At 66.0% G+C, this 26215-nt stretch carries 27 protein-coding genes; 16 read left to right on the top strand and 11 right to left on the bottom strand.

Annotated elements, in window-relative coordinates; all coding sequences use genetic code 11:
* Window positions 1–113: 113 nt before the first annotated feature.
* Both ACP156_RS16705 and ACP156_RS16700 read right to left on the bottom strand, forming a co-directional pair.
* Window positions 114–3383 carry a methyl-accepting chemotaxis protein gene (locus ACP156_RS16705; protein WP_425052494.1) on the bottom strand — a complete coding sequence of 1090 codons (3270 nt, stop codon included), beginning with the start codon at window positions 3381–3383 and terminating at the stop codon, window positions 114–116.
* 139 nt (window positions 3384–3522) lie between these two features.
* Window positions 3523–4536, bottom strand: coding sequence for a LacI family DNA-binding transcriptional regulator (locus ACP156_RS16700; protein ID WP_425052493.1), 1014 nt, complete (start codon window positions 4534–4536; stop codon window positions 3523–3525).
* Window positions 4537–4675: 139 nt separating this feature from the next.
* Here ACP156_RS16700 and ACP156_RS16695 point away from each other — a divergent pair, with 139 nt between their 5' ends.
* The 5 genes from ACP156_RS16695 to ACP156_RS16675 are packed head-to-tail and all read left to right on the top strand — an operon-like array spanning window position 4676 to window position 10357.
* Window positions 4676–5731: a sugar phosphate isomerase/epimerase family protein gene (locus ACP156_RS16695; RefSeq protein WP_425052492.1), complete on the top strand. Its 1056-nt coding sequence runs from the start codon at window positions 4676–4678 to the stop codon at window positions 5729–5731.
* On the top strand, window positions 5728–6885 hold the full coding sequence (locus tag ACP156_RS16690) for a Gfo/Idh/MocA family protein (RefSeq protein WP_425052491.1): 1158 nt from the start codon (window positions 5728–5730) through the stop codon (window positions 6883–6885). Before ACP156_RS16695 ends, ACP156_RS16690 begins: the two co-directional genes overlap by 4 nt.
* A complete protein-coding gene (locus tag ACP156_RS16685; protein WP_425052490.1) occupies window positions 6882–8381 on the top strand; it encodes a sugar ABC transporter ATP-binding protein in 1500 nt (499 codons plus the stop codon). Before ACP156_RS16690 ends, ACP156_RS16685 begins: the two co-directional genes overlap by 4 nt.
* On the top strand, window positions 8378–9379 hold the full coding sequence (locus ACP156_RS16680; protein ID WP_425052489.1) for an ABC transporter permease: 1002 nt from the start codon (window positions 8378–8380) through the stop codon (window positions 9377–9379). The genes ACP156_RS16685 and ACP156_RS16680 overlap by 4 nt, the downstream gene beginning before the upstream one ends.
* Window positions 9380–9403: 24 nt before the next feature.
* Window positions 9404–10357: an ABC transporter substrate-binding protein gene (locus ACP156_RS16675; RefSeq protein WP_425052488.1), complete on the top strand. Its 954-nt coding sequence runs from the start codon at window positions 9404–9406 to the stop codon at window positions 10355–10357.
* Window positions 10358–10464: 107 nt separating this feature from the next.
* Here the strand turns inward: ACP156_RS16675 and ACP156_RS16670 are convergent, their stop codons facing one another.
* Window positions 10465–11295, bottom strand: coding sequence for an amidohydrolase family protein (locus tag ACP156_RS16670; RefSeq protein WP_425052487.1), 831 nt, complete (start codon window positions 11293–11295; stop codon window positions 10465–10467).
* A gap of 70 nt (window positions 11296–11365) precedes the next feature.
* Window positions 11366–12262 (bottom strand): LysR substrate-binding domain-containing protein, encoded by an 897-nt coding sequence (locus ACP156_RS16665; RefSeq protein WP_425052486.1) that lies wholly within the window; start codon window positions 12260–12262, stop codon window positions 11366–11368.
* A 159-nt stretch (window positions 12263–12421) separates the two neighbouring features.
* Here ACP156_RS16665 and ACP156_RS16660 point away from each other — a divergent pair, with 159 nt between their 5' ends.
* The 6 genes from ACP156_RS16660 (at window position 12422) to ACP156_RS16635 (ending at window position 17428) form a co-directional block, all read left to right on the top strand.
* Window positions 12422–12847 carry a DoxX family protein gene (locus ACP156_RS16660; protein ID WP_425052485.1) on the top strand — a complete coding sequence of 142 codons (426 nt, stop codon included), beginning with the start codon at window positions 12422–12424 and terminating at the stop codon, window positions 12845–12847.
* A 90-nt stretch (window positions 12848–12937) separates the two neighbouring features.
* Window positions 12938–13756: a 4,5-DOPA dioxygenase extradiol gene (ygiD, locus tag ACP156_RS16655; RefSeq protein WP_425052484.1), complete on the top strand. Its 819-nt coding sequence runs from the start codon at window positions 12938–12940 to the stop codon at window positions 13754–13756.
* 12 nt (window positions 13757–13768) lie between these two features.
* Entirely contained in the window at window positions 13769–14722 is a 954-nt protein-coding gene (locus ACP156_RS16650) for a glutathione S-transferase family protein (RefSeq protein WP_425052483.1), read from the top strand.
* Between the two features lie 482 nt (window positions 14723–15204).
* Entirely contained in the window at window positions 15205–15450 is a 246-nt protein-coding gene (locus ACP156_RS16645; protein WP_425052482.1) for a (2Fe-2S)-binding protein, read from the top strand.
* Window positions 15451–15582: 132 nt separating this feature from the next.
* Window positions 15583–16071, top strand: coding sequence for a bacterioferritin (gene bfr / locus ACP156_RS16640; RefSeq protein WP_425052481.1), 489 nt, complete (start codon window positions 15583–15585; stop codon window positions 16069–16071).
* Window positions 16072–16165: 94 nt separating this feature from the next.
* Window positions 16166–17428: a 3-deoxy-D-manno-octulosonic acid transferase gene (locus tag ACP156_RS16635; protein WP_425052480.1), complete on the top strand. Its 1263-nt coding sequence runs from the start codon at window positions 16166–16168 to the stop codon at window positions 17426–17428.
* On the opposite strand, the gene ACP156_RS16630 is transcribed toward ACP156_RS16635, so the two are convergent.
* Window positions 17425–17604, bottom strand: coding sequence for a hypothetical protein (locus ACP156_RS16630; RefSeq protein WP_425052479.1), 180 nt, complete (start codon window positions 17602–17604; stop codon window positions 17425–17427). The genes ACP156_RS16635 and ACP156_RS16630 overlap by 4 nt on opposite strands.
* Entirely contained in the window at window positions 17601–19208 is a 1608-nt protein-coding gene (locus ACP156_RS16625) for an FAD-dependent monooxygenase (RefSeq protein ID WP_425052478.1), read from the bottom strand. The genes ACP156_RS16630 and ACP156_RS16625 overlap by 4 nt, the downstream gene beginning before the upstream one ends.
* A 71-nt stretch (window positions 19209–19279) precedes the next feature.
* On the opposite strand from ACP156_RS16625, the gene ACP156_RS16620 reads away from it, so the two are divergent.
* Window positions 19280–19990 carry a helix-turn-helix transcriptional regulator gene (locus ACP156_RS16620; protein ID WP_425052477.1) on the top strand — a complete coding sequence of 237 codons (711 nt, stop codon included), beginning with the start codon at window positions 19280–19282 and terminating at the stop codon, window positions 19988–19990.
* Window positions 19991–20054: 64 nt separating this feature from the next.
* Here the strand turns inward: ACP156_RS16620 and rpoH are convergent, their stop codons facing one another.
* Window positions 20055–20954 (bottom strand): RNA polymerase sigma factor RpoH, encoded by a 900-nt coding sequence (rpoH, locus tag ACP156_RS16615; protein WP_425052476.1) that lies wholly within the window; start codon window positions 20952–20954, stop codon window positions 20055–20057.
* A gap of 145 nt (window positions 20955–21099) precedes the next feature.
* Window positions 21100–22146, bottom strand: a complete 1047-nt coding sequence (locus tag ACP156_RS16610) for an RluA family pseudouridine synthase (RefSeq protein ID WP_425052475.1) — start codon at window positions 22144–22146, stop codon at window positions 21100–21102.
* Here ACP156_RS16610 and ACP156_RS16605 point away from each other — a divergent pair.
* Window positions 22145–22483 (top strand): DUF6476 family protein, encoded by a 339-nt coding sequence (locus ACP156_RS16605; RefSeq protein WP_425052474.1) that lies wholly within the window; start codon window positions 22145–22147, stop codon window positions 22481–22483. The two genes, ACP156_RS16610 and ACP156_RS16605, sit on opposite strands and share 2 nt — an antisense overlap.
* A 19-nt stretch (window positions 22484–22502) precedes the next feature.
* Here the strand turns inward: ACP156_RS16605 and ACP156_RS16600 are convergent, their stop codons facing one another.
* Window positions 22503–23090, bottom strand: coding sequence for a TetR/AcrR family transcriptional regulator (locus tag ACP156_RS16600; protein WP_425052473.1), 588 nt, complete (start codon window positions 23088–23090; stop codon window positions 22503–22505).
* 176 nt (window positions 23091–23266) lie between these two features.
* On the opposite strand from ACP156_RS16600, the gene ACP156_RS16595 reads away from it, so the two are divergent.
* Window positions 23267–23569, top strand: coding sequence for a hypothetical protein (locus ACP156_RS16595; protein WP_425052472.1), 303 nt, complete (start codon window positions 23267–23269; stop codon window positions 23567–23569).
* 16 nt (window positions 23570–23585) lie between these two features.
* On the opposite strand, the gene ACP156_RS16590 is transcribed toward ACP156_RS16595, so the two are convergent.
* Window positions 23586–24011 carry an acyl-CoA thioesterase gene (locus ACP156_RS16590; RefSeq protein ID WP_425052471.1) on the bottom strand — a complete coding sequence of 142 codons (426 nt, stop codon included), beginning with the start codon at window positions 24009–24011 and terminating at the stop codon, window positions 23586–23588.
* 180 nt (window positions 24012–24191) lie between these two features.
* On the opposite strand from ACP156_RS16590, the gene ACP156_RS16585 reads away from it, so the two are divergent.
* Window positions 24192–24626, top strand: coding sequence for a paraquat-inducible protein A (locus ACP156_RS16585; protein WP_425052470.1), 435 nt, complete (start codon window positions 24192–24194; stop codon window positions 24624–24626).
* A gap of 103 nt (window positions 24627–24729) precedes the next feature.
* Entirely contained in the window at window positions 24730–25077 is a 348-nt protein-coding gene (locus ACP156_RS16580; RefSeq protein ID WP_425052469.1) for a YigZ family protein, read from the top strand.
* On the opposite strand, the gene ACP156_RS16575 is transcribed toward ACP156_RS16580, so the two are convergent.
* Window positions 25074–26204, bottom strand: coding sequence for an FAD-dependent oxidoreductase (locus tag ACP156_RS16575; RefSeq protein WP_425052852.1), 1131 nt, complete (start codon window positions 26202–26204; stop codon window positions 25074–25076). The genes ACP156_RS16580 and ACP156_RS16575 overlap by 4 nt on opposite strands.
* Between the last annotated feature and the right edge of the window lie 11 nt (window positions 26205–26215).

The raw sequence follows: 26215 nt of genomic DNA, 5'->3' as shown, positions 1-26215 counted from the left end.
ACGCTGGCTTTATATTATGTATCGCTTGCCTCCCAATGCTGGTCTTCGTGCTTTCAGCCCCAGCCGGCCCGGTTGTCTTTGACTTCAAGCGTAGCCGAAGGCGGGCGCGTTGCTCAGAAATCGGACCAACCCTCATCGTCGTCGAATGCCTCCGCCGGATCGACCATGGCGAGGGCGGTTGCTCCTCCCGCGACCGGTTGCGCCTGCGGTGGTCGGTCATCGCCGCTTGCCCGACGCCGCTCCGTTGTCGAGGGCTTGTCCGCCAACGGTGCGTTGGTGCCGCCTGTCTGCTTGGCCTTCGGATCTGCCCCGACACCCTTCCCGGACGTATCGCTTGACGACCCGGCGCCCGGCGGCGTCCCGCGACTACTTCCCGGCCCGGCGACGGCGGCGGTGCGCGGCGCCCCGCCCTGCCCCGCGGCTTGCGTCGGATGCACCCGCACGACATTGGAGTCGCCCGTGCGGAACTTTGCCATCGCCTGCGTCAATAGATCCGCCTCGCGCGTCAGCGCGTGTCCGGCAGCCGTCGCCTCTTCGAACATCGCGGCGTTCTGCTGCGTCACCTGATCCAGTTCGCCGACCGCAGCGTTGATCTCTGCCAGGCCTGTGCTTTGCGACTGCGAGGAGGTCGCGATCTCGGCCACATGGCGCGACATCTCGACCACGCCCGTCACGATGCTTTTCAGGGCATCGCCGGCCTGCCCGACCAGATCGACGCCGCGCTTGACCTGACGCCCAGAGCTCGAGATCAGTTCGTTGATCTCCCGCGCGGCGTCGGACGACCGTTGCGCCAGGGCGCGCACTTCGGAGGCGACGACCGCGAAGCCGCGGCCTGCCTCGCCTGCCCGCGCGGCCTCGACGCCCGCGTTCAGCGCCAGAAGGTTGGTCTGGTAGGAGATATCGTCGATAACCTCGGTAATGCGCGAAATCTGCTTCGACGAGGCGGATATCTCGCCCATCGCATCCACCGCCTCGCGCACGATCTCGCCGGATGTCTCGGCGTTTTCGCGGGCCGAGTTGACGATGCGGTTCGCTTCCGCAGCCCCTTCCGCCGCCTGTTTGACGGAATGCGTAAGCTGGTCGAGGGCCGCCGCGGTTTCTTCCAGCGTTGCTGCCTGCCGCTCTGTCCGTTGAGACATGTCGTCGGCCGCGGAGGAGATCTCTGCCGCGCCGCCGCGGATTTCTTCGGAATTGGCGGCGACCCCTTCGATGGTCGTCGCAAGCTGGTGCGCGGCCGCATTGAAATCCGTGCGCAGGCTTTCGTAGGCTTCGGCGAAGGCTTCTTCGATGCGGACGGACAGGTCGCCGTGGGCCAGCCCGCCCAGCGCGGCGCGCAGCCGTTCGACGACCTGCGCCTGCGCCGCTTCATGTTCCGCGCGCCGACGCTCTTCTAGCTGCTCGGCGCGGCGCGCCTTGGTCACGTCGCTCGCGATCAGGATGTAGCGCAGCAGGTCGCCGTCGCTATCGGTCACCGGGGTGATCCCGCCTTCGATCAGGACAGGGTCGTCACCCTGTTTGCGCAGTCGAAACAGCCCGAACACGGGTTCTCCGGCGCGTAGCCGTGACGACAGTGCGGCGTCGTCTTCGTCCTCCGCGGTCAGCCATTCCTGGATCTCGCGGCCGACGAATTCGGTCTCGGGCTGCCCCATCACAGTGCAGAAGGTCTCGTTCACCGCTTTCAGCGTGCCGCCCGGCAGGAATTCGGCGCGCAGTTGATAGCCGTCGATCGACTCCAACACCGCTTTGCTGAGGAAACCGTCGGTCACGTCCTTCAGTTCGATGACATAACCAAGCCCGTTTCCGGCATCGTCCGTGACGCGACCGATGGACAACACCAGTCGCATGTCCCCAAGCGGCATGCCGAGTGACGCCGGCAGCATGTTCCCTTCCGCCATCAGCGCTTCGACCCGACCCGCGACGTCCTCGGGCAGCACATGCCCTACGGGCGTCCCGCGAACGTCGCCGCCTTGAAACTCCGGGTTCAGGGTGGACAGCGCACCGGCCTGTTCTTCGAACAGCTTCCGGATGGCACGGTTGGCGTGCAGGATCTTTCCGTCGAGGCCTAGCATCATAATCGGTGCGGTGCTGGCGGAAAAGGCCGCACCACGGAACCGGCTGGCAATTCGGTCGGCTTCCGCGGCTTTCAACTGTTCGCGGAACCGCTCCAGCCGGCGGGCGATGCGGCCGATTTCGTCGCCGCGACCGGCATCCGCGACCTCGGCGTCCAGGTCGCCGTCCGCGATCTGGGCGATCGCGCCGGTGACGCGGTGCAACGGCCGGGACAGGGAACTAGAGACCAGAGCCGCAATCACCGCGCCAAGCGCGATGGTCCCAAGGCCAACCGCAAGCAGCATCCATCGAAGGTCCGAAACCGCGCCAAGCGCTTCCGCCTCGTCGACCGAGATGATGCCGGCCCATGTTGCGCCGAAGAACGTAACCGGCTGATAGGCTTGCAGTACGGCGACGCCATCGGCGGTGACCGTCCGGTCGGTGCCGGACTCGCCGGACAGGGCGGCACGCACGGCGGTGGTTTCCTCAGCTTCCGTCAACATCGTCGGCGCGTCCGCGAACCGCCTGTTCGACCGGAACAACCCATCCTCGCCGACAAGGAAGAAATCGCCTGTCTCGCCCAACCCACGGACCTCGGCGGCCAGTTCGTGCAGATAGGTTTCGGGAAGCTGGTAGGCGATCACGCCGACACGCTCGCCCCGTGCAAAGACCGGCTGGGCGAGGAACGCCGCAGGTGCGCCGCTGCTTGGGCCATAGGCGGCAAAATCCTCGAACGCCTGCTGCCCTTCGTCCAGTTCCATCGCGCGCCGATAAGCCCTGGCCAGCCCCGTGTCGCTGTAGGGACCGTCAAGCATGCTGGTGCCGAAATCGTCCTCTTTCACAACGGTGTAAAGAAGGTTTCCCGCGGCATCGAAAAGGAAGATGTCGTAATACCCGAACTCGCGCAGATGCTCGGCAAACACCGGATGCGCCGTCGCGTGGATCGCGGAATACTGCGATTTGTCGTCAGCCTGCGTGAAGTCCGCGCGGGCCGCGCCTTCGTACGGATTGTCCTGCACATACAGTTGCCGCAACGAAGCCGCGGGGTCGCCCTTATACGCTGTCCACGCGGTCGCCATGCCACGAAGTGTGCGGATCGTGATCGAATCGCCTGCTGAACGCGACAGTTCATCCGCCAATTGTTCGAAATGGGTGATTGTGGCTGCGACTTCAGCCTCCAGCACGCTGCTGAGCCGATGCGCGACCTCTTCCGTCAGCGCATCTTCTTCCAGCCGTTCTGCGAACTGGCCGAAGACGATGACGACAAGCGCCATAAGGAACAGCATGATCGCCGGGAGCTTGTACCTGATGCGGATGTTGTTGAGCAGCTTCACGGTTGCCGTCTCCTTCGCGGGGCTGAATCGCTCCGTGTCTAAGACCCGCGAATGAACATGACCTTAAGCGGCCCCGCCTGCCGCTGGATCCGTCTGCCGCTTGATCCGGAGTCGCATCGGCCGCATCAGACGGCGGAAGCTACCTCCCCTTCGGGGGCGGCCCGGCGCTGGATCTGCGGATGAATTCCACCTCGATGACTTCAGAGGGTGCGCTGCTTGCGCCCGTCTCGATCAAGCCAAGCAGAAGCTCTGCGGCGCGGGCGCCGATGTCGGTGCGGGGCTGGCGGATGGTGGTCAGGCCGGGGCTCAGGTGCCGCGCGATCTCGATATTGTCGAAGCCCACAACCGAGACGTCCTCCGGCGCGCGGATGCCGGCGCGCTGGACTTCTCCCATGAAACCCACCGCCATTTCGTCGGAGGACAGGAACAGGGCCGTGGGCCGGTCCTCCATCGCCAGCCAGACGCGGGCGGCGGCGGCGCCGGAATCCATGGTGAAGTCGCCTTCCAGCACCCAGTCGGCGCGCATGGGCAAACCGAGCCTGTCGAGCGCGGCGCGGTAGCCTTCGAGGCGCGTCTGGGTCAGGACGTTGCCGCCCGGTCCCGTCACATGGCCGATGTGGCGATGACCCAACCGGGCCAGATGGCCGACGGCCAGCGCCGCACCGCGCTCGTTCTCGACCCGGACCGAGGGCACCGCGTCTCCCATCCATTCGCAGGCGCAGACGACAGGCGGACGGCCCGGCATCGACAGCGCCGCGGGCGACAACGTGCCGTCCAGCACCACCAGCCCGTCCGCCTGCCCCGAAGCGAGGTAATGCGTCAGGCGCTCGTCCGGGTCGGGACCCGACTGGGTGTCGGCGATCAACATCCCGTAACCCGCGGGTGTCAGCACCGATGCGAGCCCCGCAAGGATCTGGGCGAAGAATGTGTTGGCGAGGTTCGGCAGCAGAACGATGACCGATCCGGTGCGCTGACGGCGCAGGTTCGAGGCGGTGGCGTTCACCCGGTACCCCGTGTCGGCCACGGCCTTCAGCACCGCGTCCCGGGTCGAGCGCGCGACCACCGATGGCTTGGAAAGCGTTCGGCTGACCGTTGCGGTCGACACGCCGGCAACGCGCGCAACATCCTGAATCGTGGCCGATTTCCTGTCCATCGACGTCCTTTCCGATGCGCAAGAATGGCCTGAAAGATTCTTCTTGTAAACGTTTGCAGTCTTTGCGACGGTAAATTGAAAACGATTACATTTACGATTTCGCATATGTCGGGAGGGAGCCCGGCAGAGGGAGGAAGCCGTGAAAACCATCAAGGGACCTGCGCTGTTCTTGGCGCAGTTCGCAGGCGATGCCGCGCCGTTCGACACATGGGACGGGATCACCAAATGGGCCGCCGATTGCGGTTATGCCGGGGTGCAGGTGCCAAGCTGGGACGGACGGCTGTTCGACCTCGACAAGGCCGCCGACAGCAAGACCTATTGCGACGACTGGGCGGGACAGGCGCGCGACAACGGGATCGAGGTGACCGAGCTTTCGACCCACCTTCAGGGCCAGCTTGTCGCCGTCCACCCCGCCTATGACGCGGCCTTCGATGGCTTCGCGGACGCCTCGGTGCGCGGCAACCCCGCAGCGCGGCAGGCGTGGGCGGTGGAACAGGTACAAAAGGCGATCCGCGCATCGAAGAACCTTGGGCTGACGGCGATGCCGACCTTCTCGGGCGCGCTGGCGTGGCCCTATGTCTACCCGTGGCCGCAGCGCCCCGCCGGGCTGGTCGAGACCGCGTTCGACGAACTGGCCGCCCGCTGGCGCCCGCTGTTGGACATGGCCGACGACCACGGGGTCGATCTGTGCTACGAGATCCATCCGGGCGAGGACCTGCACGACGGCGCGACCTTCGAGATGTTCCTGGAGCGGGTGAACAACCATCCCCGCGCGATGATGCTGTACGATCCCAGTCACTATGTCCTTCAGTGTCTGGACTACATCGACAACCTCGACATCTACGCCGAGCGGATCGGCGCGTTCCATGTCAAGGACGCCGAGTTCAATCCCACCGGGCGGCAGGGCGTCTACGGCGGTTACCAGTCCTGGGTCGACCGGGCCGGGCGGTTCCGGTCCCTGGGCGACGGTCAGGTGGATTTCGGCGCGATCTTCTCGAAGCTGGCCGCGATGGACTTCGACGGCTGGGCGGTGGTCGAGTGGGAATGCGCTCTGAAGCACCCGGAGGACGGCGCGCGCGAGGGCGCGGCTTTCGTCCGTGACCACATCATCCGTGTGACCCCCCATGCCTTCGACGATTTCGCCGACGGCGGCGCGGACGACGCGGCCAACCGCAAGATGCTGGGGCTGTCATGAGCAAGTTTGCCGAACGCAAAGGACCGATCCGGCTGGGCATGGTCGGCGGCGGACAAGGCGCCTTTATCGGCGGCGTCCACCGTATCGCCGCGCGACTGGATGGCGCGTATGAACTGGTCGCGGGGGCGTTGTCCTCGGACGAGGAGAAGGCGCGCGCCTCGGGCGCGGAACTCGGGCTGGCCGAGGACCGGACCTACACCGACTTCACCGAGATGGCGCGGCGCGAGGCGCGGCTGAAGGACGGGATCGAGGCGGTGGCCATCGTCACGCCGAACCACATGCACATGCCGGTCGCGCGCGAGTTCCTGAAGCGTGGAATCCATGTCATCTGCGACAAGCCGATGGCGGGCACCCTGATGGACGCGAAGAAACTGAAGGCCGCCGCCGAGCGGTCGGACGCGCTGTTCGTGCTGACCCACAACTACACCGGCTATCCGCTGGTGCGCGAGGCGCAGGCGCGGGTGGCGCGGGGCGACCTGGGCGACATCCGGCTGGTGCAGGTGGAATACGCGCAGGACTGGCTGGCCGAGGCCCCTGCAGAGGACAACAAGCAGGCCGCGTGGCGCACCGATCCGGCGCGCAGCGGTGCGGGCGGCGCCACCGGCGACATCGGCACCCATGCATGGAACCTCGCCCGCTTCGTCACCGGGCTGAAGCCCGAGGCGATTGCCGCCGACCTTCAGGCCTTCGTGCCGGGGCGGCAGCTGGACGACAACGGCCACGTGCTGTTGCGGTTCGAGGGCGGCGCGCGCGGGATGCTGTGGTGCAGCCAGGTCGCTTCGGGCAAAGAGAACGACCTGCGCCTTCGCGTCTACGGCACCAAGGCCGGGCTGGAATGGCAACAGGAAAACCCGAACCAGCTGTTCGTCACACCGCTGGGCGGCGCCACGCAGATCATCACCCGAGGCTCGGGTGCGACGGGCGAAGACGCGCGCCGCCTGACCCGGGTGCCGCCGGGCCATCCCGAAGGTTATCTGGAGGGCTTCGCGAACATTTACGGTGAAGCCGCGCAGGCAATCCGCGCCGCCCGCACCGGGGCCGCCTTGCCGGAGGGCGTTACCTTCCCGAGCATCGACGACGGGGTCGAAGGGGTCGCCTTCGTGGACGCATGCGTGCGCTCTTCGAAACGGAACGCGGCCTGGGTGTCGATATGACCGCGATCCTCGAAGCGCGCGGTATCACCCGCAGCTTCGGGCCGATCGAGGTGCTTCACGGTGTCGACTTCGACCTTGTCCCGGGCGAGATCCATGCGCTGATCGGCGAAAACGGCGCGGGCAAGTCGACCACGATGAAGATCCTCGGCGGCTACCTGCAGCCGACAAAGGGCGAGCTGTTGCTGGACGGACGTCCGGTGACCTTCCCCGACCAGCGCGCGGCAGAGGCCGAGGGCATCCTGATGATCCATCAGGAGTTCAACCTCGCCCTGCAGCTGACAGTCGAGGAAAACCTGTTCCTTGGCCGCGAGAAGCGCCGCGGGCCGTTTCTGGATACGCGCGCGATGCGGGCCGAGGCGCGCGAATGGCTGGCGCGGCTGGATTGCCATGTCGATCCGCGCGCCCGCGTCAGCGACCTGTCGGTGCCGAACCGGCAGATGGTCGAGATCGCCCGCGCTTTGGGCCGCAACGCACGCGTCTTGATCATGGACGAACCGACCGCCGTGCTGACCGGGCGCGAGACCGACGTGCTGCTGGAGCAGATCGCGCGGCTGAAGGCGCAGGGCGCGGCGATCCTCTATACCAGCCACAAGCTGGACGAGATCGCCCGCATCGCCAACCGCGTCACCGTGCTGCGCGACGGCAGCCATATCACCACCCGTTCCGCCGATGGTTTCACCGAGCACGCGATGGCCGAGGCCATGGTGGGCCGTGAACTGTCCGACCTGTTCCCCGACCGCCCTGCCCCGGCCGACGACGTGGTTCTGGAGGTCGAGAACCTGACGGTGCCGGGCCATGTCCGCGACGCCTCATTCAAGCTGCGGCGGGGTGAGGTGCTGGGCTTTGCCGGACTGGTTGGCGCGGGCCGCACCGAGCTGATGGAGGGCATCGTCGGCCTTCGCCCCGCGACCGGCGGCGTGAAGGTGAACGGACAGCCGCTGCGTGCCGGTTCCGTCCGCGCCGCCCGCGAAGCGGGACTGGTCTACCTGACCGAGGACCGCAAGGAAAAGGGTCTGCTGCTGGGCAAATCGCTGACCGAGAACCTGACGCTTCTGGCGCTGGACCGGTTCGGGCGGCTGTTCATCGACAAGCAGGCCGAAGACCGCGCGCTGACCAAGGCGTTCTCGGAATTCGACATCCGCGCGGGCGACCGGTCCATGACCGCCGGCAGCCTGTCGGGCGGCAACCAGCAGAAGCTTCTGCTGGCAAAGACCATGCTGGCCGAACCGCAGATCGTCATCATCGACGAGCCGACGCGTGGCATCGACATCGGCACCAAGCAACAGATCTACGATTTCATCGCCGCGCTGGCGGCAGACGGGAAAAGCGTCATCGTGGTGTCCTCGGAACTTCCCGAGGTGATCGGCCTGTCCTCTCGCGTGGTCGTGATGGGACGCGGCCACATCGCCGGAGAACTGACCGGAGACCAGATCACCGAAGACGCGATCCTGCGCCGCGCCATGGGCGTGGGCGAACTGACCGGAGCTTCCGCATGACCGACACGACCGCCACCGGCGCCCCCGCCCGACGTTTCCGGGTTTCGTTCCAGACGCTTGGCCCTGTTCTGGCGCTGATCGCGTTGATCGTTCTCGGGGCGTCGCTGAACTCGAACTTCCTGAGCTATGGCAACGTAACCAACGTCCTGGCCCGCTCGGCCTTCATCGGGATCATCGCGGTCGGCATGACCTTTGTGATCACCGGCGGGGGTATCGACCTTTCCGTGGGCTCGATGGCGGCCTTCGTGGCAGGCGTGATGATCATGGCGATGAATGCGCTGGTGCCCTCGCTGGGCGTCGGCGTGCCGCTGGTGCTGGCGGGCATGGCCGTGGCGATGCTGACGGGGCTGGCGGCGGGGCTGCTGAACGGCCTTCTGATCGCCAAGGCCGGGATCGAGGCCTTCATCGTCACGCTGGGCGCGATGGGGATCTACCGCTCGCTGACCACCTGGCTGGCCGATGGCGGCACCCTGTCGCTGGATTTCGACGCCCGCAGCTTCTATCGCCCGGTCTACTATGACGGCCTGTTCGGCATCGCATGGCCGATCATCGTCTTCGCGGTTGTCGCCATCCTTGGCGAGATCGCGATGCGCAAGACACCCTTCGGCCGCCACTGCGCCTCGCTGGGCGCGAACGAGCAGGTCGCCCGCTATTCGGCGGTCAAGGTCGATCTTGTCCGCATGGCCACCTACGTGCTGCTGGGCGGTCTCGTGGGCCTTGCGACCATCATGTACGTGCCCCGCCTTGGCTCTGCCTCCGGTTCGACCGGCGTGCTTTGGGAACTGGAGGCCATCGCCGCCGTGATCATCGGGGGCACCGTGCTCAAGGGCGGCTTCGGCCGGGTCTGGGGCACCGTCGTCGGCGTGCTGATCCTCAGCCTGATCGACAACATCCTGAACCTCGCCTCGATCGTCTCGCCGTACCTGAACGGCGCGATCCAGGGCGTGATCGTCATTCTTGCCGTCGTACTGCAACGGCAAGGCAAGTCCGCCGATTGATCGGCAAACATTGGGAGGAAAGACATGAAACGCAGGACATTGCTGAAAGGGGCCGCCATCGGCCTTGCCCTTGCCGCCGGCCCCGCCGTGGCGCAGGACGAAACCTATACCATCGGCGTCGCCATCCCGTCCGCCACGCACGGCTTCATGGGCGGCCTTAACTATCACGCGCAGGCGTCGATCGAACGGCTGGAAGCCACCTATCCGCAGTTGGACTTCGTGCTGGCGACCGCCGGCGACGCGGGCAAGATGGTCAACGACATCGAAGACATGGTCGCCACCCGCGACATCGATGCGCTGGTCGTACTGCCGTTCGAGTCCGAGCCGCTGACCTCGCCGGTGCAGGCGGTCAAGGAACAGGGCATCTGGGTGACCGTGGTCGACCGCGGCCTGTCCGTGCCGGGGATCGAGGACCTGTATGTCGCGGGCGACAACCCGGGCTTTGGCCGTGTCGCAGGCGAGTATTTCGCCGAGAACCTCAACGACGGCGACAACATCGTCGTTCTTCGCGGTATCCCGACCACGCTGGACAACGAGCGGGTGGATGCCTTCACCGCCGCTATCGAAGGCTCGGGCATCAACGTCTTGGACATGCAGCACGGCAACTGGAACCGTGACGATGCGTTCAACGTGATGCAGGACTTCCTGTCCAAATACGATGACATAGACGCCGTGTGGGCTGCCGACGACGACATGGCCGTCGGCGTGCTGGAAGCCATCGATCAGGCCGGGCGCAGCGAAGAGATGTGGGTGGTCGGCGGTGCCGGCATGAAGCAGATCATCAAGCGCATCATGGACGGCGACCCGATGCTGCCGGTCAACGTCACCTACCCGCCTGCGCAGATCGCCACCGCGATCGAACTGACGGCCCTGGGTCTCGTTTCCGCCACTCCGGTATCGGGCCGCTTCATCATCGGCAGCCAGATCATCACGCCGGAAAATGCCGAGTCGTTCTACTTCCCGGACAGCCCCTTCTGATATTCGGGGCAATCTGAAACAGGGGCCCGGGCGGTTGCGTCCGGGCCCTTTTCGTTAGCGGGTGCAATGTCCCGGCTTCGAGGTCACCCGGATTAGAGGCACAGCCCCTACCCCCAGAACACCCGTTCAGCCGTGCGGCGGAACACCTTCTCGCGGTCGGCGTCATCCGGAAGGCTGCGCGCGGCCAGCGCCAGCAACGGGCCGTAGTCCACGCGCTCGGGCACACGCAGGAACGGCCAGTCCGAGCCCCAGACGCAATTGTCCGGCGTGTAGGCCGAAAGCAGGTCGGCCACGAACGGCGCGGCCGCTTCGAAGGGCCACGGGAAGGGCGCGAACTTGTGGTGGCCCGAAAGCTTCATGACCGTCTCGGCCGGCCGGTCCGCCAGCTTGAGCAGCGCCTTGAACGCTGCGCTGTCCCGGCCCGCCGACAGGTCAGGACGCCCGCAATGGTCGATGGTCAGCCGGACCGGTGACGCGCCGATGACCTCGAGCGCTTCGAATATGCCGTCGCCCTCGAACTGGATGTCCAACACCATGTCGAGATCGGCCAGCATCTCGGTCACCGGGCCGAAACCCTTGTAGTACCCTTTTGGATGGAACGGCAGATTGTAGGCCACGCCCGCGACACCCGCCTGTTTCAGCGATGCAAGCTCGGCATGCGTGATCTCCGGCCCCACCACCGCGATGCCGCGCCAGTCCATTCCGGACTGACGAATGGCGTCCAGCATTGCCCGGTTGTCCGTGCCGTAGCCCGAGGACGGCTGCACCAACAGCGCGCGGGTCACGCCGTTCGCCTCGAACACCGCGCGCATCTGGTCGAGCGTTCCGATCTCCGATCCCTCGGGGCGATAGGGGGTATCGGCGCCGTAGGGAAACCGCTGCGGGTCCAGCAGGTGAAGGTGGCAGTCGATCTTGGGTTCCGTGAACGGGTGCGGCATCGGGCGGCTTTCTTTGGGCTGACTTCGACAGAAGTTTCACCCCTGACGAGGGCGCGCAAGGCGTTTCCCTTCAGGCGACCCCGGCCCTGCGTACATCCTCGACCGCGAAGTCGATCAACGCCCGCACCTTGCGCGGCAGCGGTGCGCCCGAAAGATACACCGCGCTCAGCGGATGCGCTCCGGTCGCGTAGCCGGGCAGCAGCGAGGTCAGGCGACCATCCTCCAGCGCGGAGCCAAGAACGAACTCGGGGCAATAGGCGATGCCGTGTCCATCAAGCGCCAGATCGCGCGCGGCCTGAGCGCTGTTGACCATGAAGCGGGTCGGCACCGTCACGGCCACCTCGCCCTCCGGTCCGGTGAAGACCCAGCGGCGCGGGTCGCGACGGTTGGTGTCCGCGATGCAGGTGTGTGCCGACAGGTCGTCGGGCGTCGATGGCGTTCCGTGCTTTGAAAGATACGCGGGCGAGGCCACGACGCAGCTTCGGATCTCGCCCAGCCGCCGTGCCTTCACCGACGACACCGGCGGCATCCCGATCCGGAAGGCAAGGTCGATGCCTTCTGAGGCAAGGTCGGAATAGGCATCGCTTAGCCGCAGGTCGATCACCAGTTCCGGATGCGACGCCGCGAACCGGCTGAGCATACCGACGACATAGGACTCGCCGATCGTCACCGGGGCAGAGATCCTCAGGATGCCGGAAAAGCCCCGCGTCTCTTCCCGGACCGCCGACAGCATGTCATCGACCTCTTCCAGCAGCGCGGGCGCGCGCTGCAACAGGTCCTCGCCCGCCGGAGTCAGCCCGACCCTTCGGGTGGTGCGCTGCAACAGCCGCGTGCCCAGACGCGCCTCAAGCTCGGCCACATATTTCGAGGTGAGGCGGTTCGATACTCCCAACCGTTCCGCCGCGCCGGTGAACGATCCGGTCTGGGCGGTGGCAACAAAGGCGCGAAGGCCGTCGATCAGGTCCATGGCGACAATATTCGGAACGATATGCGGAAAGTCATTCCATATCATCGCCATTTCATTGGCAAAGGGCAATCCGCATATTGCGTCCATCGAACGACGCCGCCCCGGCCCCGAAGCACCCTGTGACAGCCGGGCGCGGCCCAGACCCGAAAGGACCTTCCAATGATCGACTCTCGTACCGCTCCCTATGCCGTGTTCCTCCTCCGCGTGACCACCGGCGTCCTGTTTCTGTACCATGGCCTTGTGAAGCTGTTCATCTTCACCCCCGCCGGCACCGCTGGCTTCTTCGACAGCATCGGCCTGCCCGGCTGGCTGGGCTATGTCACCATGCTGCTGGAAATCGCCGGCGGCGTCGCGCTGATCCTTGGCGTCGCGACCCGCGTCGTCTCGGCGGTGCTGGTGCCCGTGCTTCTGGGCGCAGCGATCTTCGCTCACGCCGGCGCCGGCTTTAACTGGTCGAATGCCGGTGGCGGCTGGGAATACCCGGTGATGTGGGCCGTCGCGCAGGCCGCTCTGGCCCTGCTGGGGGACGGCGCCTATGCGCTTTACCCGACGCGGCGCACCTACTCGGCCGCCGTGCCCGCCTGATCCGGACGACGATACACCAACACTTCGCCGTCGCGTCCTTGTGGTGCGGCGGCATTCCCGAAAGCACGATAAGAGCGAAAGGAACACGTCATGAGCATCGCTCACGATCTGCAATCCCTGAAGAACAGCCTGAAGGCGTCCGACCGTCTGCCGTTGGTCTTTCTTGGCCACGGCTCTCCGATGAACGCCATCGAGGACAACGAGTATTCCCGCAGCTGGGCCGAACTCGGCCGCACCCTGCCCCGCCCGCAAGCGATCCTTGTAGTTTCCGCGCATTGGATGACCCGCGGCACCACGCTGGTAAACGTCTCGCGCATGCCCAAGACGATCCACGATTTCTACGGCTTCCCGCGTGAGCTGTTCGCCCAGCAATACCCGGCTCCCGGCGCCCCCGACACGGCGCAGGAAGTGGTGTCGCTGCTGGCCAGCCACCACGCGGAAGGCGACGATACCTGGGGCCTCGACCACGGCGCGTGGTCGGTGTTGAAATGGCTGTATCCGGATGCCGACGTACCCGTGTTTCAGCTGTCCATCGACATGACCAAGGATCTGGCGCACCACCTCGAGATCGGGCGCGCCATCGCGGACCTGCGCAACCGGGGCGTTCTGATCCTTGGCTCGGGCAATGTCGTGCATAACCTCGGCGCTCTGCGCTGGGGCGGCAAGCCGCACGACTGGGCGATCGAGTTCGACCGCCACTTCGCCGACATGCTGGCCGAGCGCAACCTTCCCGCCGTCGCCGATCGCGCCGCGCTCGGCCCGCTTTTGCAGGTCGCGCACCCGTCGCTGGACCACTACCTGCCCTCGCTGACGGTGGCCGGTGCTTCGGACCACAAGGACCAGCTGACATTCATGAACGAAAGCATCGACATCGGGTCCGTCTCGATGCGCAGCTTCGTCTTCCACTAGAAAGGAAATCTCATGCTCGTCGACGGAGTTTGGACAAAGGACTGGGACCCGGTCCAGAAATCGGACGCCAAGGGCCGGTTCGTGCGGCAGGTCTCGTCCTTCCGCAACTGGATCACCCCGGACGGCAGCGCGGGGCCCACCGGCGAAGGCGGGTTCCCCGCCGAACCCGGACGCTATCGCCTGTACGTCGCCTATATCTGCCCATGGGCGTCGCGCACGCTGATGGTCCGCGCGCTGAAAGGGCTGGAGGACATCATCCCCGTCACCGTGGTGAACCCGACCCTGACCGGTCAGGGCTGGCAGTTCGGCGGCTATGATCAGGTGGACGAGGATCCGCTGCACGGCGCCGCCTACATGCACGAACTGTATACCCGCGCCGATCCGGCCTTCACGGGCCGCGCCACGGTGCCGGTTCTGTGGGACATGAAGCGCGACGTGATGGTGAACAACGAAAGCGCCGACATCGTCCGGATGCTGGACACCGCCTTCGAAGGGATCGTGCCATCGGATCTGCGGCTGTACCCGGAGGATCTTGCCGAGGATATCGACGCGCTGAACCCGAGGGTCTACGACAAGCTGAACAATGGTGTTTACAAGGCCGGGTTCGCGACGACTCAGGCCGCCTACGACGAAGCCGTGGACGGCGTGTTCGCCATGCTGGACGCGTTGGAAGACCGGCTGACAGGCGACTACCTTTTCGGCGACCGGCTGACCGAGACGGATATCCGCACCTTCGTCACGCTGATCCGCTTCGACGCCGCCTATCACGGGGTGTTCAAGTGCAACCGCCGCCAGATCTACGACTATCCGCGGCTGTGGGCCTACACGAAACGCATCCTCGCCCTGCCCGGCATCCGCGCCACGGTGAACATGGACCACATCACGCGCGGCTATTACTCGATCAAGGCGCTGAACCCGAACGGAATCCGCCCCACAGGGCCGAAGCACGTGCTGGAGCTTTTGTGACTACGCCCGCCCCCCTCCCTGGCCCTCCCCCTTTTCAGGGGGAGGGAAACCGCGCCCACCCGCAGCGGCATGGCAACTGCCGCGACGCCACCGCCACCTAATCCCGAGCGCGACGACATCCCCTCCCCTTCCAGGAGGAGGGTCAGGGAGGGGGCCACCGCCCTCTTCCCCAGCAACACACGCCATCCCCTCCCCTTCCAGGAGGAGGGTCAGGGAGGGGGGCACCGCCCTCTTCCCCAACACCACACGCCATCCCCTCCCCCTCCAGGGGGAGGGTCAGGGAGGGGGGCCACCGCACGCTTCCCCAGCAACACGCGCCATTCCCTCCCCCTCCAGGGGGAGGGTCAGGGAGGGGGAGTCACCGCAACTCCAACCACCTCGCACCCCCGTGATCACGTGCCCCCGACGGCAGCATTGACATATCCGACACTTTCGCTCAGTTTCTCCATCAACAGGCAAGTCACCGCCCGGGGAGAGAATCTTTGATCATCTGCCACTGTCAGAACATCTCCGATGAAGACATCCACTCGGCCATCGACTGGATGCGCGCTTCGGACGCCGAGACGCTGATTACACCGGGCAAGATCTACCGCGCCCTGGGCAAGGCCGCGGACTGTGGCGGTTGCCTGCCCCTGTTCATGAGCACCATGGCCGGGAACGAGAACCTCGAGGTTCCCGCCAACCTGCGTGGGCTGCGCCAGTCCCGGAAGTCCGCTCGGCAAGCCTGACCCAGGCGACGCCACCCTGCCCGGCACCGCATCGCCTGCGCCGGGTTTCTTCCAAATCGCGCAAACTCCAACTTGGAATCCTTCTAAGTCCGCGCTAGCTTGTTGAAAACCATTCATCAAGGGGTCCGTGCCATGAAGGGCGACGACAAGGTTATCGAGTATCTCAACCGCGCGCTGCGTGCAGAACTGACGGCGGTCAGCCAGTACTGGCTGCATTTCCGCCTGCAGGCTGACTGGGGCCTTGCCCATATGGCGAAGAAAAGCCGCGAGGAATCCATCGAAGAGATGAACCACGCGGACAAGCTGATCGACCGGATCATCTTCCTTGAAGGCCATCCGAACCTGCAAAAGCTTGACCCGCTGCGGATCGGCGAGACCCCGAAGGAAACGCTGGAAGCCGACCTTGCCGCCGAACTGGAAGCCGTGGCCCTTTACAAAGAGGCCCGGACCTACTGCGAGAGCGTCGGCGACTTCGTGTCGAAGAACATCTTCGAAGAGCTTCTGACGGACGAGGAAGGTCACGTCGACTTCCTCGAGACCCAGTTGGACCTGTACGAGCGCGTGGGCGCCGAGCAATACGCCCAGCTGAACGCGGGCAAGATGGACGAAGGCGAGGACTAACCTCCTTCCCCGCACAGACCAGACCCGAACCCGGCGCCCGAAAGGTTGCCGGGTTTTTCTTTGCCGATCCGCGTGGCATAGCCCGGGAATGCCGATGTTGCTGTATCGCCTTCTGCTGACACTTCTGTCGCCGGTCCTGCTGGCCGGGGCGCTGCTGCGCGTGCTGCGCGGGCGCGAGACATGGACGGACCTGTCACAGCGGCTGGGCGGCGGCGCCACGACCGCGCCCGGCGCGATCTGGCTGCACGGCGCCTCGAACGGAGAGCTCGCCTCGGCCCGGACACTCGTCGCCGCGTTGCGCGCCGCAGACCCGGACGCGCCGCTGGTGGTGACGGCAAATACCGTCACGGGCCGCGCGCTGGCCGAGGGCTGGGGCGTGCCGAAGCTGACCGCGCGCCTTGCCCCGTTTGACTTCCGGTGGAGCCTTGCCCGCTTTCGCCGCCGCATCCGGCCGTCGCTGCTGATCGTGATGGAGAACGAGTTGTGGCCGAACCGGATCGTCACCTCGCCCGTGCCCGTGGCCTGTATCGGCGGGCGTATGTCGGCGCGCAGTTTCGGCACGTGGCAGCGGCTGCCACGGTTGGCGGCCCTGTTGATGCGCCGGATCGCCTTCCTCAGCGCGCAAGATCCCCAGTCGGCCCGGCATTTCGCCGAACTCGGCCTGCCCGCAAAGGCACAAGGCCCGACCGGTACGCTGAAATCAGGAGTCGATCTGCCCCAGCCGGACTCCGAGATTTTCGCAGCCCTCGCGCTGCTGTTTCCGCGCGCAGAGACGCTGCTGGTCGCCTCGACCCACGAGGGCGAAGAACGCATCGTGCTGGATGCTTTCGCAAAAGCCCACAGAGGCCGCCCGGCGCTGAAGATGATTCTCGCCCCCCGTCATCCCGCGCGCGGTGACGAGGTCGCGGCGCTGGTCGCTGCAACCGGGCTGCCCTCTGCGCGACGAAGCAAGGAAGAAGCGCCGGACAACGGAACCGCCGTCTATCTAGCCGATACGCTGGGCGAGATGCCGTTGTGGTACCACCTTGCCGGGCTGACCTTCGTCGCCGGCTCCTTCGCGCCCAAAGGCGGCCACACGCCGTTCGAGCCCGCCGCCGCGCGGTCGGCGATCCTGCATGGCCCCGACATTGCCAATTTCCGCGCGGCCTACACCGCACTCGACGATGGCGGCGGCGCGGTCATGGTGGCCGACGGCCCTGCCCTGACCGAGGCCGTCACGCGGCTGGCTGGCGACATGGCGGCACAGACGACGCTGGCCGACAGAGCTGACACGATCCTCGCGGCGCAGGACGACAGCGCCACGCTGATCGCGACGCTGGTGCCCCGGCTGGTCTCCTTCGCCCGGCAGCAGCCCTAGACGTCCAGATCCTCCGCCGCTTCATGGATGCGGAGACAGGCGTGGCCCGCATCCCCCACATCATGCGCCAGCAACAGCGCAAGCTTCGCGAGGAACAGCTCGCGCTTCTCTGCGTCCACGGCATCCAGTTGCAGGGCCAGCGTCTCGTACACGGTTTCGACGTCTGCGGGGGTCATTCCGGCACTCCTCCGGTGGCAAGGTCCAGCGCATCGCGCACCGCCGCTGCGGTCGCCGCGCGCCAGCGGGCGGCGACGTGGGTATCGGGCCGGACGAGGTAGGCGCTGTTCGGCCCCATCTCCAGCATGCGGGCGGCATCCGTCTCTGCCGCAAGCGCCACGACGGTCAGATCCGGCCACTCCAGCGCCCCGGCCAGCCCCGCGTCAGTGGTGATCAAGGTGAAGCCCGGGCCCAGCCTATCGGACAGGAATCCATCCCCGACACGCGCCTCTGGCAGGACAGCGCCGGGCGCCGCACCCGCGCCGAAGGCGGGGTCGTCGGGCGCGACGATGGGACTGTCCACATAGGTGTAGGGCGTCATCTGGCGCGGGTTGGCCAGTTCACCGGCCCATGCATGCCGAAGCGACAGGTTCAAGGCAGCATCCCGCATCAATTGCCAGCCCGCCGTCGGAGGCGTCATGAAGCGCGCGGATTTCGAGGCGTTGGCGAAGACGTCCAGCGTCGCCCCGCGCCGCTCGGGCGAGTAGCTGTCCAGCAGCGCCTCGCCCGCGGCCCCCTTCAGCACGCGCGCCAGTTTCCACGCGATATTGTCCGCGTCGGCGATGCCGTTATTCAGCCCGCGGACCCCGAAGATCGGCACGATGTGGGCGCTGTCGCCGATGAAGAACACGCGCCCGTCCCGGTAGTCGTCCAGCGCCAGCGTGTTGGCCGAGTAGATGCTCCACCATTCCAGGTCCCATGCGCCGTCATAGCCAAGTTCCTGCAGCACGGCAGCGACTGAGGCGCGCACGTTCTCCTCGCGGATCGCCTCGGCCTCGTCCTCGCCGTCGCGCAACTGGTAGTCGATGCGCCAGATGTCTTCGGGCTGTTTGTGAACAAGGATTGTACCGCCGCGCCGGCAATCGGGGTCGAACAGCGCGCGCCGGATCGTGGGATAGTCGTGCGCCATCTTCAGGTCGGCGATGACATACCGCCCCTCGTAATTCTCGCCCTTAAGACGCTTGCCCCGCATGGTCCGCACAGCGCTGCGGGCGCCGTCCGCCGCGAGGCACCAGTCGGCGGTCAGGTCGTAGGCGCCCAGCGGATCGCGCACCGATACGCGCACCCCGTCGCCGGTATCCGCGACAGAGGTCACCGCGCTTTGCCACCGCGCGTCGATCAACGGCTCGCGGGCGATGGCGTCCCACAGGAATTGTTCGATGTATTGTTGTTCAAGGTTGTACATCGGCCGGTATTTCTCGTCCGGGCTGTCGGGCATGTGAAATTCAAGGATTTGTCGGCCCCGGTAAAAGCTGCGCCCGGTCGTCCAGCCCAGCGACTTTTCAAGGAACGGCGCAAGCACGCCAAGCCTTTCCAGAATGCGGTAGCTTTGCCGCGCTACGCAGATCGCGCGGCTGCCGTCGTTGAACGTCGCCTTCGCGTCGATCAGGACCGAGCGGATCCCTTCGCGCGCCAGCCCCAGGGCCGCCACCATGCCCACCGGCCCGGCCCCGACGATCGCGACCGGGCTGTGTTCAGTCAGTGATGCACGGTCCGCTGGCGGATCGAAATGCGGATAGCGGAAATACAGCGACTCCGTTTCGGCGCGTCCGGCTGGTCTCATGATGGCTCCTCTCCTTTGACCGATGGTTTAGGAAATCGGCCGCCCGCTGTCTGTCCCCCTTCGGGAGGGACATGCTACGAAACCCCATGGCCAGCCTCGCGCATCAGATCGACGCCTGCCTTGCGCAGCTTGGGACCGAAAGGTTTCCGCAGGCGTTCTGCGACCTCGTCGAAGCGATGGAGGTCGATCAGATCATGGTCTTCTCGCTGCGCGCCGATCACGCCAGCTGCTTGCTGTCCCGCCATTTCCGCCATGCCGCGCTGGCCGAGAAACTGGCGACGCAGTACCTTGATCGCTGGTTCCTGAAAGACCCACTGCTGGCGGACCTGCTTGCCGCGGCGCCGGGCACCGTGGCGGTTCGGCGGCTGGAGGACGTTCAGGCCGATATGGACGCCGTCTATCGGCGGATCTTCTTCGACGAACCGGGGTTAACGGCAAAGACCACGCTTCTTGCAGCGGGTGACAGCCTGCGGCTGTTCGTGAGCCTGTACAGATCGAAACGCGGGCCGGATGGACCGGCCCCCGATCTGGCCCGGCTGGTGGGGCGTCTGGCGCTGTTGCACTTCGAGAAGGCCGCCGACACCGGCATTCCGCCGCCCCTTGCGGTGCTGAGCACGCGCGAGCAAGCGGTGTGCCTGGGTATCCTCGCCGGCCAGAAAGCCGAGAGCATTGCCGCCGATCTTGGAGTCGCGCCGTCGACGGTCGTCACCTACCGCAAGCGTGCTTACGAAAAGCTTGGCCTGACCTCGCGCGCCGGGCTCTTCGCAATCTGCCGGGATTGAGGCCACCAAAACAAGAAAGCCCGGCGCCGGGGCACCGGGCTTTCCAAAATCGGATTGAACAGGGTCAGGCGGGTTGCGCCAGCACGCCCTTCTCACGGGCGAGTTCCTTCATCCGCTTTTGCAGCTTCTCGAACGCGCGCACCTCGATCTGGCGGATACGCTCGCGGCTGACGCCATACTGGCCCGACAGGTCCTCAAGCGTCACGGCCTGATCCTGCAGGCGGCGCTGGGTCAGGATATCCTGCTCGCGCTCGTTCAGCACTTCCAGAGCCTCGGCCATCAGTTCGCGCCGAACTTCCAGTTCGTTCTTTTCCTCGTAGCTGCCGGCCTGGTCGGCGTCTTCGTCTTCCAGCCAGTCCTGCCATTCGGTCGCGCTGTCGCCTTCCGAGCCGACCATAGCGTTGAGGCTCGCATCGCCACCGGACATCCGGCGGTTCATCGAGATCACCTCGTCCTCGGTCACGCCCAGATCGGTCGCGATCTTCGCGACCTTGTCGGGGTGCAGGTCGCCGTCCTCAAGCGCGCCGATACGGGCCTTCGCCTTGCGGAGGTTGAAGAACAGCTTCTTCTGCGCCGAGGTGGTGCCAAGTTTCACAAGGCTCCACGACCGCAGGATATATTCCTGAATAGCGGCGCGGATCCACCACATCGCATAGGTCGCAAGGCGGAACCCCTTCTCGGGATCGAACCGCTTCACGGCCTGCATCAAGCCGACGTTGGCTTCCGAAATCACCTCGGCCTGGGGCAGACCATAGCCACGGTATCCCATGGCGATCTTGGCGGCGAGACGCAGGTGCGAGGTGACCAGCTTGTGCGCTGCACCCGTATCCTCACGTTCGACCCATGCCTTGGCCAGCATGTATTCCTCTTCCGGTTCCAGCATCGGAAACTTGCGGATTTCCTGCAAATACCGGTTCAGCCCCTGTTCCGGGGACGGCGCTGGAAGAGTCGCATAATTGCTCATGTGCATCCCTCTTGGCGCCCGAATGTTTCGGGCCTTAACATCCATCTAGGCATCCCGTCACCACCGTTCAAGATGGCGCGGTACTCGACAGGTGGTACGCAAGATGTGCGGATTTCCGTCGCGCATCCACCAATGTCATCGAATTTCACGGCTTCGTGTCACGGGGTGAAGCCCCGAGCGCCGCCAACAGTTCCTTCAAATCGACGGGAAGATCCGCCTCAAACCTTAAGAAATCGTTCGTTTCGGGGTGAACGAACCCCAAAGTTGCGGCGTGAAGCGCCTGCCGAGGAAAATTCGCGGCGGCCTCTGCGGCACCGGCTGGTTCGCAACGCGCAGGCAGCTTTCGGCGACCGCCATAGACCGGGTCGCCGATCAGCGCATGGCCGGCATGCGCCATGTGAACCCGGATCTGGTGCGTCCGCCCGGTCTCGAGCCAGCAGTCCACCAGCGCGGCGGCGGGCGGACGGCCAAGCAGTTCCACCACCCGTGCCCGCGTGACGGCATGTTTGCCGCCCTGAAACACGACGGCCTGCTTCTGCCGGTCGGTGCGGTGGCGGGCGATCTGGGTGGTCAGCTTCAGAATGCCGCCATCCTCGAAGCTCACCCCGCGGATACCGCGCAGACGCGGGTCGGCGGCATCGGGCACGCCGTGGACCACGGCGAGGTAATGGCGTTCGACCGAGTGCTTTTCGAATTGGGCGGCCAGAGAATGATGGGCGCGGTCCGTCTTGGCGGCGACCAGAAGACCACTGGTGTCCTTGTCGATCCGGTGCACGATGCCGGGACGTGCGACGCCACCGACGCCGGACAGGCTGTCGCCACAATGGGCCAGCAATGCGTTGACCAGCGTTCCCGCGGGACTGCCCGGCGCGGGATGCACCACCATCCCTGCGGGCTTGTTGACGACGATCAGGCTGTCGTCCTCGAACACCACCTCCAGCGGGATGTCCTCGGGCGTCATGTCGGTCTCCACGGCGGCCTCGATCACCAGTTCATAGACCTGACCCTCGGCGGGCCGGGCCTTGGAATCGGTCACTGCGTCGCCGTCCAGCAGCACCGCGCCCTCGGCCAGCATCTTTGCCAGCCGCGAACGGCTGAGCGCGGCGGCCTCTGGCACGTCGCGGGCCAGTGCCTTATCAAGGCGCGGCGGCGGATCGGAGGCGATCGTCACCAGCAGGCGAGAGGCGGACATGGAAGAGACTCCGGAACAGGCGATCATGGACACGCGGTCGCTCAAGCTTCTGCGGACGCTCGTGACCGTGCTGATGGTGGTAATGATCTGCGGGTTCATAGTGCTGATCGCGTTCCTTGTCACCCGCTTCCCGGAACGCAACGGCCCGGTTCTGCCCGAGGCTGTGGTGCTGCCCGAAGGCGCCAGGGCGCAGGCGGTGACGCTGGGGCGCGGATGGGCCGCGGTTGTGACGCAAGACGACCGCATCCTGATCTTCGATCCCGAAACCGGCGCGCTGCGGCAGGAAGTGGCGATCGAGACGGCGATTGAGGCGGCGACCGAGACGGCGACCGAGTAAGGCGGCGCCCGGAACGACGTCAGGCGCCCACGGCGCGACGCACCATGTTCCAGTAGATACGCTCGACCCGGTCACGGCTCAGCCGCCCGCCATCTTGATACCACGCGCTGACGCCGGTCAGCATCGCAAGCAGCGCCTTCGCCGCAAGGTGCGCGTCGGGCACCCGCATCTCGTCCGAGGCCCCGCCGTCGCGCAGGATCGCCACCAGTTCGGCTTCGTACTGATCGCGCAGCCCGGCGATCACCGCGAAATTCTCGGGCGTGAGGTTGCGCAACTCCATATTCGCCAGAAAGACGCTGTCGGGGTTGTCGAGATGCATCCGGATGTGGAAACGGACGAAGCTTTCAAGGCGTCCGACCGGGCCTTCGCCGCGCGGTTCGGCATCCCAAGCGACCAGAAGAGTTTCCATGTTCTCGCGCAGCAGATCGAACAGAAGCGACTGCTTGTCCGGGATGTGGAGGTAAAGCGCCCCGGCCTGAACCCCGACCTCGGCCGCGAGTTGTCGCATGGAAACAGCGGCATAACCGTCGCGGGCAAAGAGATGCCGGGCCGCGACCTTGATACGCTCCCCGGTATTGCTGGCACCGTTGGCAACAGTTCTTGTCATATCTAATCAATTATTCCAAAAATAGGCACTCACAACGTCATATGAGAAATCATCTGATACAGATACGCCGAATCGCTGCGAAACAGCCTGACAAGGCGCGAATGCTGTCTCAAGTCGCGAAGCCCGGACTTGCCGCACCGCCTGAACACGCCCGCAGCACAGGGATCTTGCCCGTCATGCGCCCAGTTTTCCTGATCTTGCCCCTGTGCCTGTGCCTGGGCCTTGCCGCCTGCTCCGACTGGCCAGAACTGGACCACGCCGTTTCGCCAGAGACGCGGCGGTCGGACTATCCGGAACTTGTGCCGATCGGCGATGTGCTGGCGCGGCGGGGACTGGCCCGCAGCGATGAAACGGACGGCGAGATCCTGTCGGCGCGCGCCGCGAACCTTCGGGCCCGCGCGGCGCTGCTGCGGGGGGTCTCGGTCGACGATGACACCCGCCTTCGCCTGACCCCGGAACTGGAACGGCTGGGCGGCTAGGCCCGCGACGGCGGGATCAGTCGTCGCCGACGAAGAAGGCCTGCGCCGCGGCGCGGATATCGTCGGGCACCTGCTCTGCCTTCCGGGTGACAAGGTTCATCAGCGCGCAGCGGAACCGTGTCTGGAAACAGATCCGCCGCCCGTCGGCGCGGAACAGGCGGTGGCGGAAGGTCATGGACTTTCCCCCTATCGCCGCGATGCCGCTTTCCATGTAGATCGCCTCGCCCACGTGCACCTCGGACAGGAACTCGCTTTCGGCATGGACCACGGCGAAGGACATCCGCCGCCCCTCGCGCATGTCGCGGGCGGTCAGGCCGAACTCTCCCTGAAGCGAAAAGCCCGCGTCGGAACAGGCGGCGAAATAGCGCGACACGTTCATGTGGCCCAGCGCATCGCAATGAGACGGATCGACCGCCGCCCTGTACGAAAGAAACCACGCCATTCCCGTACCCTTTCCTGTTCGCAAACCAACCGCTTCCGGGGGAACCTAGACGAAGGGGGATGCAAGGGGCAGCCCCGATTGTTCCCCGATTGACCCTTGCCTTGCGCCCGAGACTGGCGTTTCTGCGGGATCGGGGCGTCCGGCGCCCTGCCCTTCGATCCGGCCCGGGAGAGCGCCGTGGTGCTTCGCCTTCTCAACCTGTCGCTTCTGATCCTTTTTCCGGTCGCGTGGTTCGCGCCGCTAATGCGGGCGGGACTACTGCCACTGTTCGGCCTGTCGGAAATCTCGGTGATCTCGGGCCTGCAGTCGCTGTGGCAGTCCGATGTGGTGCTTGCAATGCTGGTCACGGTCTTCGCGCTGTTCGCCCCGTATTTGAAAACCATCGGACTGGCGCTGGTCCACTTCGACCTCGCCTCGCCCCGCTTGCTGCCTGCGCTGCACCTGCTTGGAAAACTGGCGATGGCGGACGTGTTCCTTGTGGCGCTGTATATCGTGGTGGTGAAGGGCGTCGGGATGGCCACGGTCGAGACGGCGTGGGGGCTGTACCTGTTCACCGCTTGCATCCTTGGCTCGCTGGCGATCTCGATCCTGACCGGCCGCCGGATGCGCGGCTGAGGTTCGAGGGGGCGCCGCCCCCGTCGCTGCGCGACTCCCCCGAGGTATTTGGAAAGAGAAGAAGCGGGCGGCGTTCCGGTCGGGCTCGGGGTACCGCGGTCGGATGCTGGTGCTGGAGAACATCATCTCTGACCGCGGGTCGAAATACGCCGTCTCGGGCGGGCCCTGCGCGTCGGAGGCGGAGGCGAAAGCCCTCGTCAAGGAACTGCTGCGCAGGAAGAAATTCGCCAAAGCGACGCATCATTCGTGGGGTTTGCTGACCAGTGACGGTCCGGTGAAGAACGACGATGGCGAGGCCGGCGCGGGGATGGTCATCCTGCGTATGCTGGAGCGCGAGGGGCTGACGGATCACCTTGTCGTGGTGACGCGATGGTACGGCGGCAAGCATCTGGGCGGCGACCGGTTCCGGCATGTGCAGGACGCGGTGCGGATCTATCTCGACGCGCTTTAGCCCTTCGTGACGTCGTGGCCGTACAGCCAGTCGAACCGGCGCAGCGGCGCCGAGGGCGCGACGGCGCCACCGATGCGCAGCGCCGTGTGCGCGGCTGTGCGGATCAGCGGGTTTCTCAGGTGGAAATTGCGGGCATTGCCGTTCGCGGTCTCGATCGCACGGACCACGCGCGGGCGGCGGCGGGCCTGGTACAGCGCCAACGCCTCGTCGGCGGGAAGCGCGTTCAGACAGTCGGCCAGCACCCACGCATCTTCCAGCGCCATGTTGGCGCCCTGAGCGAGGAAGGGCAGCGTCGGATGCGCGGCGTCGCCCAAAAGCGCCCAACTGTCGGAGTGCCACGTGTGGGCCACGGGATGCCGGAACAGGCCCCAGATGTGGGTTTCGGTCACCCTGTCGAGCCAGCCGCGAACCTCGGGCGAGAAACCCGCGAAGGCGCGGCGCAGGTTTTCCGGGTCGTCGGGATGGGACCAGCCCTCGTCGACCCACGCGTGGCGTTCTTCCACCGCCACGATGTTCCGCAGCCCGTTGCCCAGCGGGTAGGTCACAAGGTGCCGCCCCGGCCCCATGTAGACGCGGGACTCGGGCGGGGCGTCGTCGGCGATGACGGCGCGCCATGCGGCCTGTCCGGTGAAAAAGGCGCTCTCGGGCCCGTTCAGGGTGGCGCGCATCTGCGAATGCAGGCCCTCGGCGCCGATCCGCAGCATCTCTTCGGACAGAGGGCTGTCGGAAGGGTGAACCTCGGCGCCCAGCCGGATCTCGACCCCTGCCTCGCGCGCGCCGTGGGCCAGCAGTTCGATCAGGCGGGCGCGGTGGATCAGGACGAAGGGATGCCCGGCGGCGTTGTAGGTGGCGAGATCCATCCGCAGCACCGGCGCGCCGCGTCGGTGGTCGCACAGTTGAAGCGCGCGGTTCACGACGCCGGAGGCGCGCAACGCATCGCCCAGTCCGAGCGCATCCAGCACGGCCGAGCCGTTGGGCGAGATCTGAAGCCCGGCTCCGACCTCGCGGATCTCGGGCGCGCGTTCCAGAACGGTGACCTGCGCGCCGCGCTTCGCGAGCGCGATGGCGGCTGCAAGGCCACCGATGCCGGCGCCGACCACGGTAATCCGCTGTCCGATCAGCATGATGGGCTCCCCCT

The sequence above is a fragment of the Psychromarinibacter sp. S121 genome (assembly GCF_049801035.1).
GTDB lineage: Bacteria > Pseudomonadota > Alphaproteobacteria > Rhodobacterales > Rhodobacteraceae > Psychromarinibacter.
The sequence above is the reverse complement of the archived record's forward strand: the minus strand, read 5'-3'. Positions and strand labels throughout refer to the sequence as shown.

Bases quoted from the DNA above. Each gene is read 5' to 3' on its own strand.
- ACP156_RS16700 (WP_425052493.1), bottom strand. From the start codon at position 4,536: ATGGACAGGAAATCGGCCACGATTCAGGATGTTGCGCGCGTTGCCGGC.
- ACP156_RS16690 (WP_425052491.1), top strand. From the start codon at position 5,728: ATGAGCAAGTTTGCCGAACGCAAAGGACCGATCCGGCTGGGCATGGTC.
- ACP156_RS16685 (WP_425052490.1), top strand. From the start codon at position 6,882: ATGACCGCGATCCTCGAAGCGCGCGGTATCACCCGCAGCTTCGGGCCG.
- ACP156_RS16680 (WP_425052489.1), top strand. From the start codon at position 8,378: ATGACCGACACGACCGCCACCGGCGCCCCCGCCCGACGTTTCCGGGTT.
- ACP156_RS16675 (WP_425052488.1), top strand. From the start codon at position 9,404: ATGAAACGCAGGACATTGCTGAAAGGGGCCGCCATCGGCCTTGCCCTT.
- ACP156_RS16670 (WP_425052487.1), bottom strand. From the start codon at position 11,295: ATGCCGCACCCGTTCACGGAACCCAAGATCGACTGCCACCTTCACCTG.
- ACP156_RS16665 (WP_425052486.1), bottom strand. From the start codon at position 12,262: ATGGACCTGATCGACGGCCTTCGCGCCTTTGTTGCCACCGCCCAGACC.
- ACP156_RS16660 (WP_425052485.1), top strand. From the start codon at position 12,422: ATGATCGACTCTCGTACCGCTCCCTATGCCGTGTTCCTCCTCCGCGTG.
- ygiD (WP_425052484.1), top strand. From the start codon at position 12,938: ATGAGCATCGCTCACGATCTGCAATCCCTGAAGAACAGCCTGAAGGCG.
- ACP156_RS16650 (WP_425052483.1), top strand. From the start codon at position 13,769: ATGCTCGTCGACGGAGTTTGGACAAAGGACTGGGACCCGGTCCAGAAA.
- bfr (WP_425052481.1), top strand. From the start codon at position 15,583: ATGAAGGGCGACGACAAGGTTATCGAGTATCTCAACCGCGCGCTGCGT.
- ACP156_RS16635 (WP_425052480.1), top strand. From the start codon at position 16,166: ATGTTGCTGTATCGCCTTCTGCTGACACTTCTGTCGCCGGTCCTGCTG.
- ACP156_RS16630 (WP_425052479.1), bottom strand. From the start codon at position 17,604: ATGACCCCCGCAGACGTCGAAACCGTGTACGAGACGCTGGCCCTGCAA.
- ACP156_RS16625 (WP_425052478.1), bottom strand. From the start codon at position 19,208: ATGAGACCAGCCGGACGCGCCGAAACGGAGTCGCTGTATTTCCGCTAT.
- ACP156_RS16620 (WP_425052477.1), top strand. From the start codon at position 19,280: ATGCTACGAAACCCCATGGCCAGCCTCGCGCATCAGATCGACGCCTGC.
- rpoH (WP_425052476.1), bottom strand. From the start codon at position 20,954: ATGAGCAATTATGCGACTCTTCCAGCGCCGTCCCCGGAACAGGGGCTG.
- ACP156_RS16605 (WP_425052474.1), top strand. From the start codon at position 22,145: ATGGAAGAGACTCCGGAACAGGCGATCATGGACACGCGGTCGCTCAAG.
- ACP156_RS16610 (WP_425052475.1), bottom strand. From the start codon at position 22,146: ATGTCCGCCTCTCGCCTGCTGGTGACGATCGCCTCCGATCCGCCGCCG.
- ACP156_RS16600 (WP_425052473.1), bottom strand. From the start codon at position 23,090: ATGACAAGAACTGTTGCCAACGGTGCCAGCAATACCGGGGAGCGTATC.
- ACP156_RS16595 (WP_425052472.1), top strand. From the start codon at position 23,267: ATGCGCCCAGTTTTCCTGATCTTGCCCCTGTGCCTGTGCCTGGGCCTT.
- ACP156_RS16590 (WP_425052471.1), bottom strand. From the start codon at position 24,011: ATGGCGTGGTTTCTTTCGTACAGGGCGGCGGTCGATCCGTCTCATTGC.
- ACP156_RS16580 (WP_425052469.1), top strand. From the start codon at position 24,730: ATGCTGGTGCTGGAGAACATCATCTCTGACCGCGGGTCGAAATACGCC.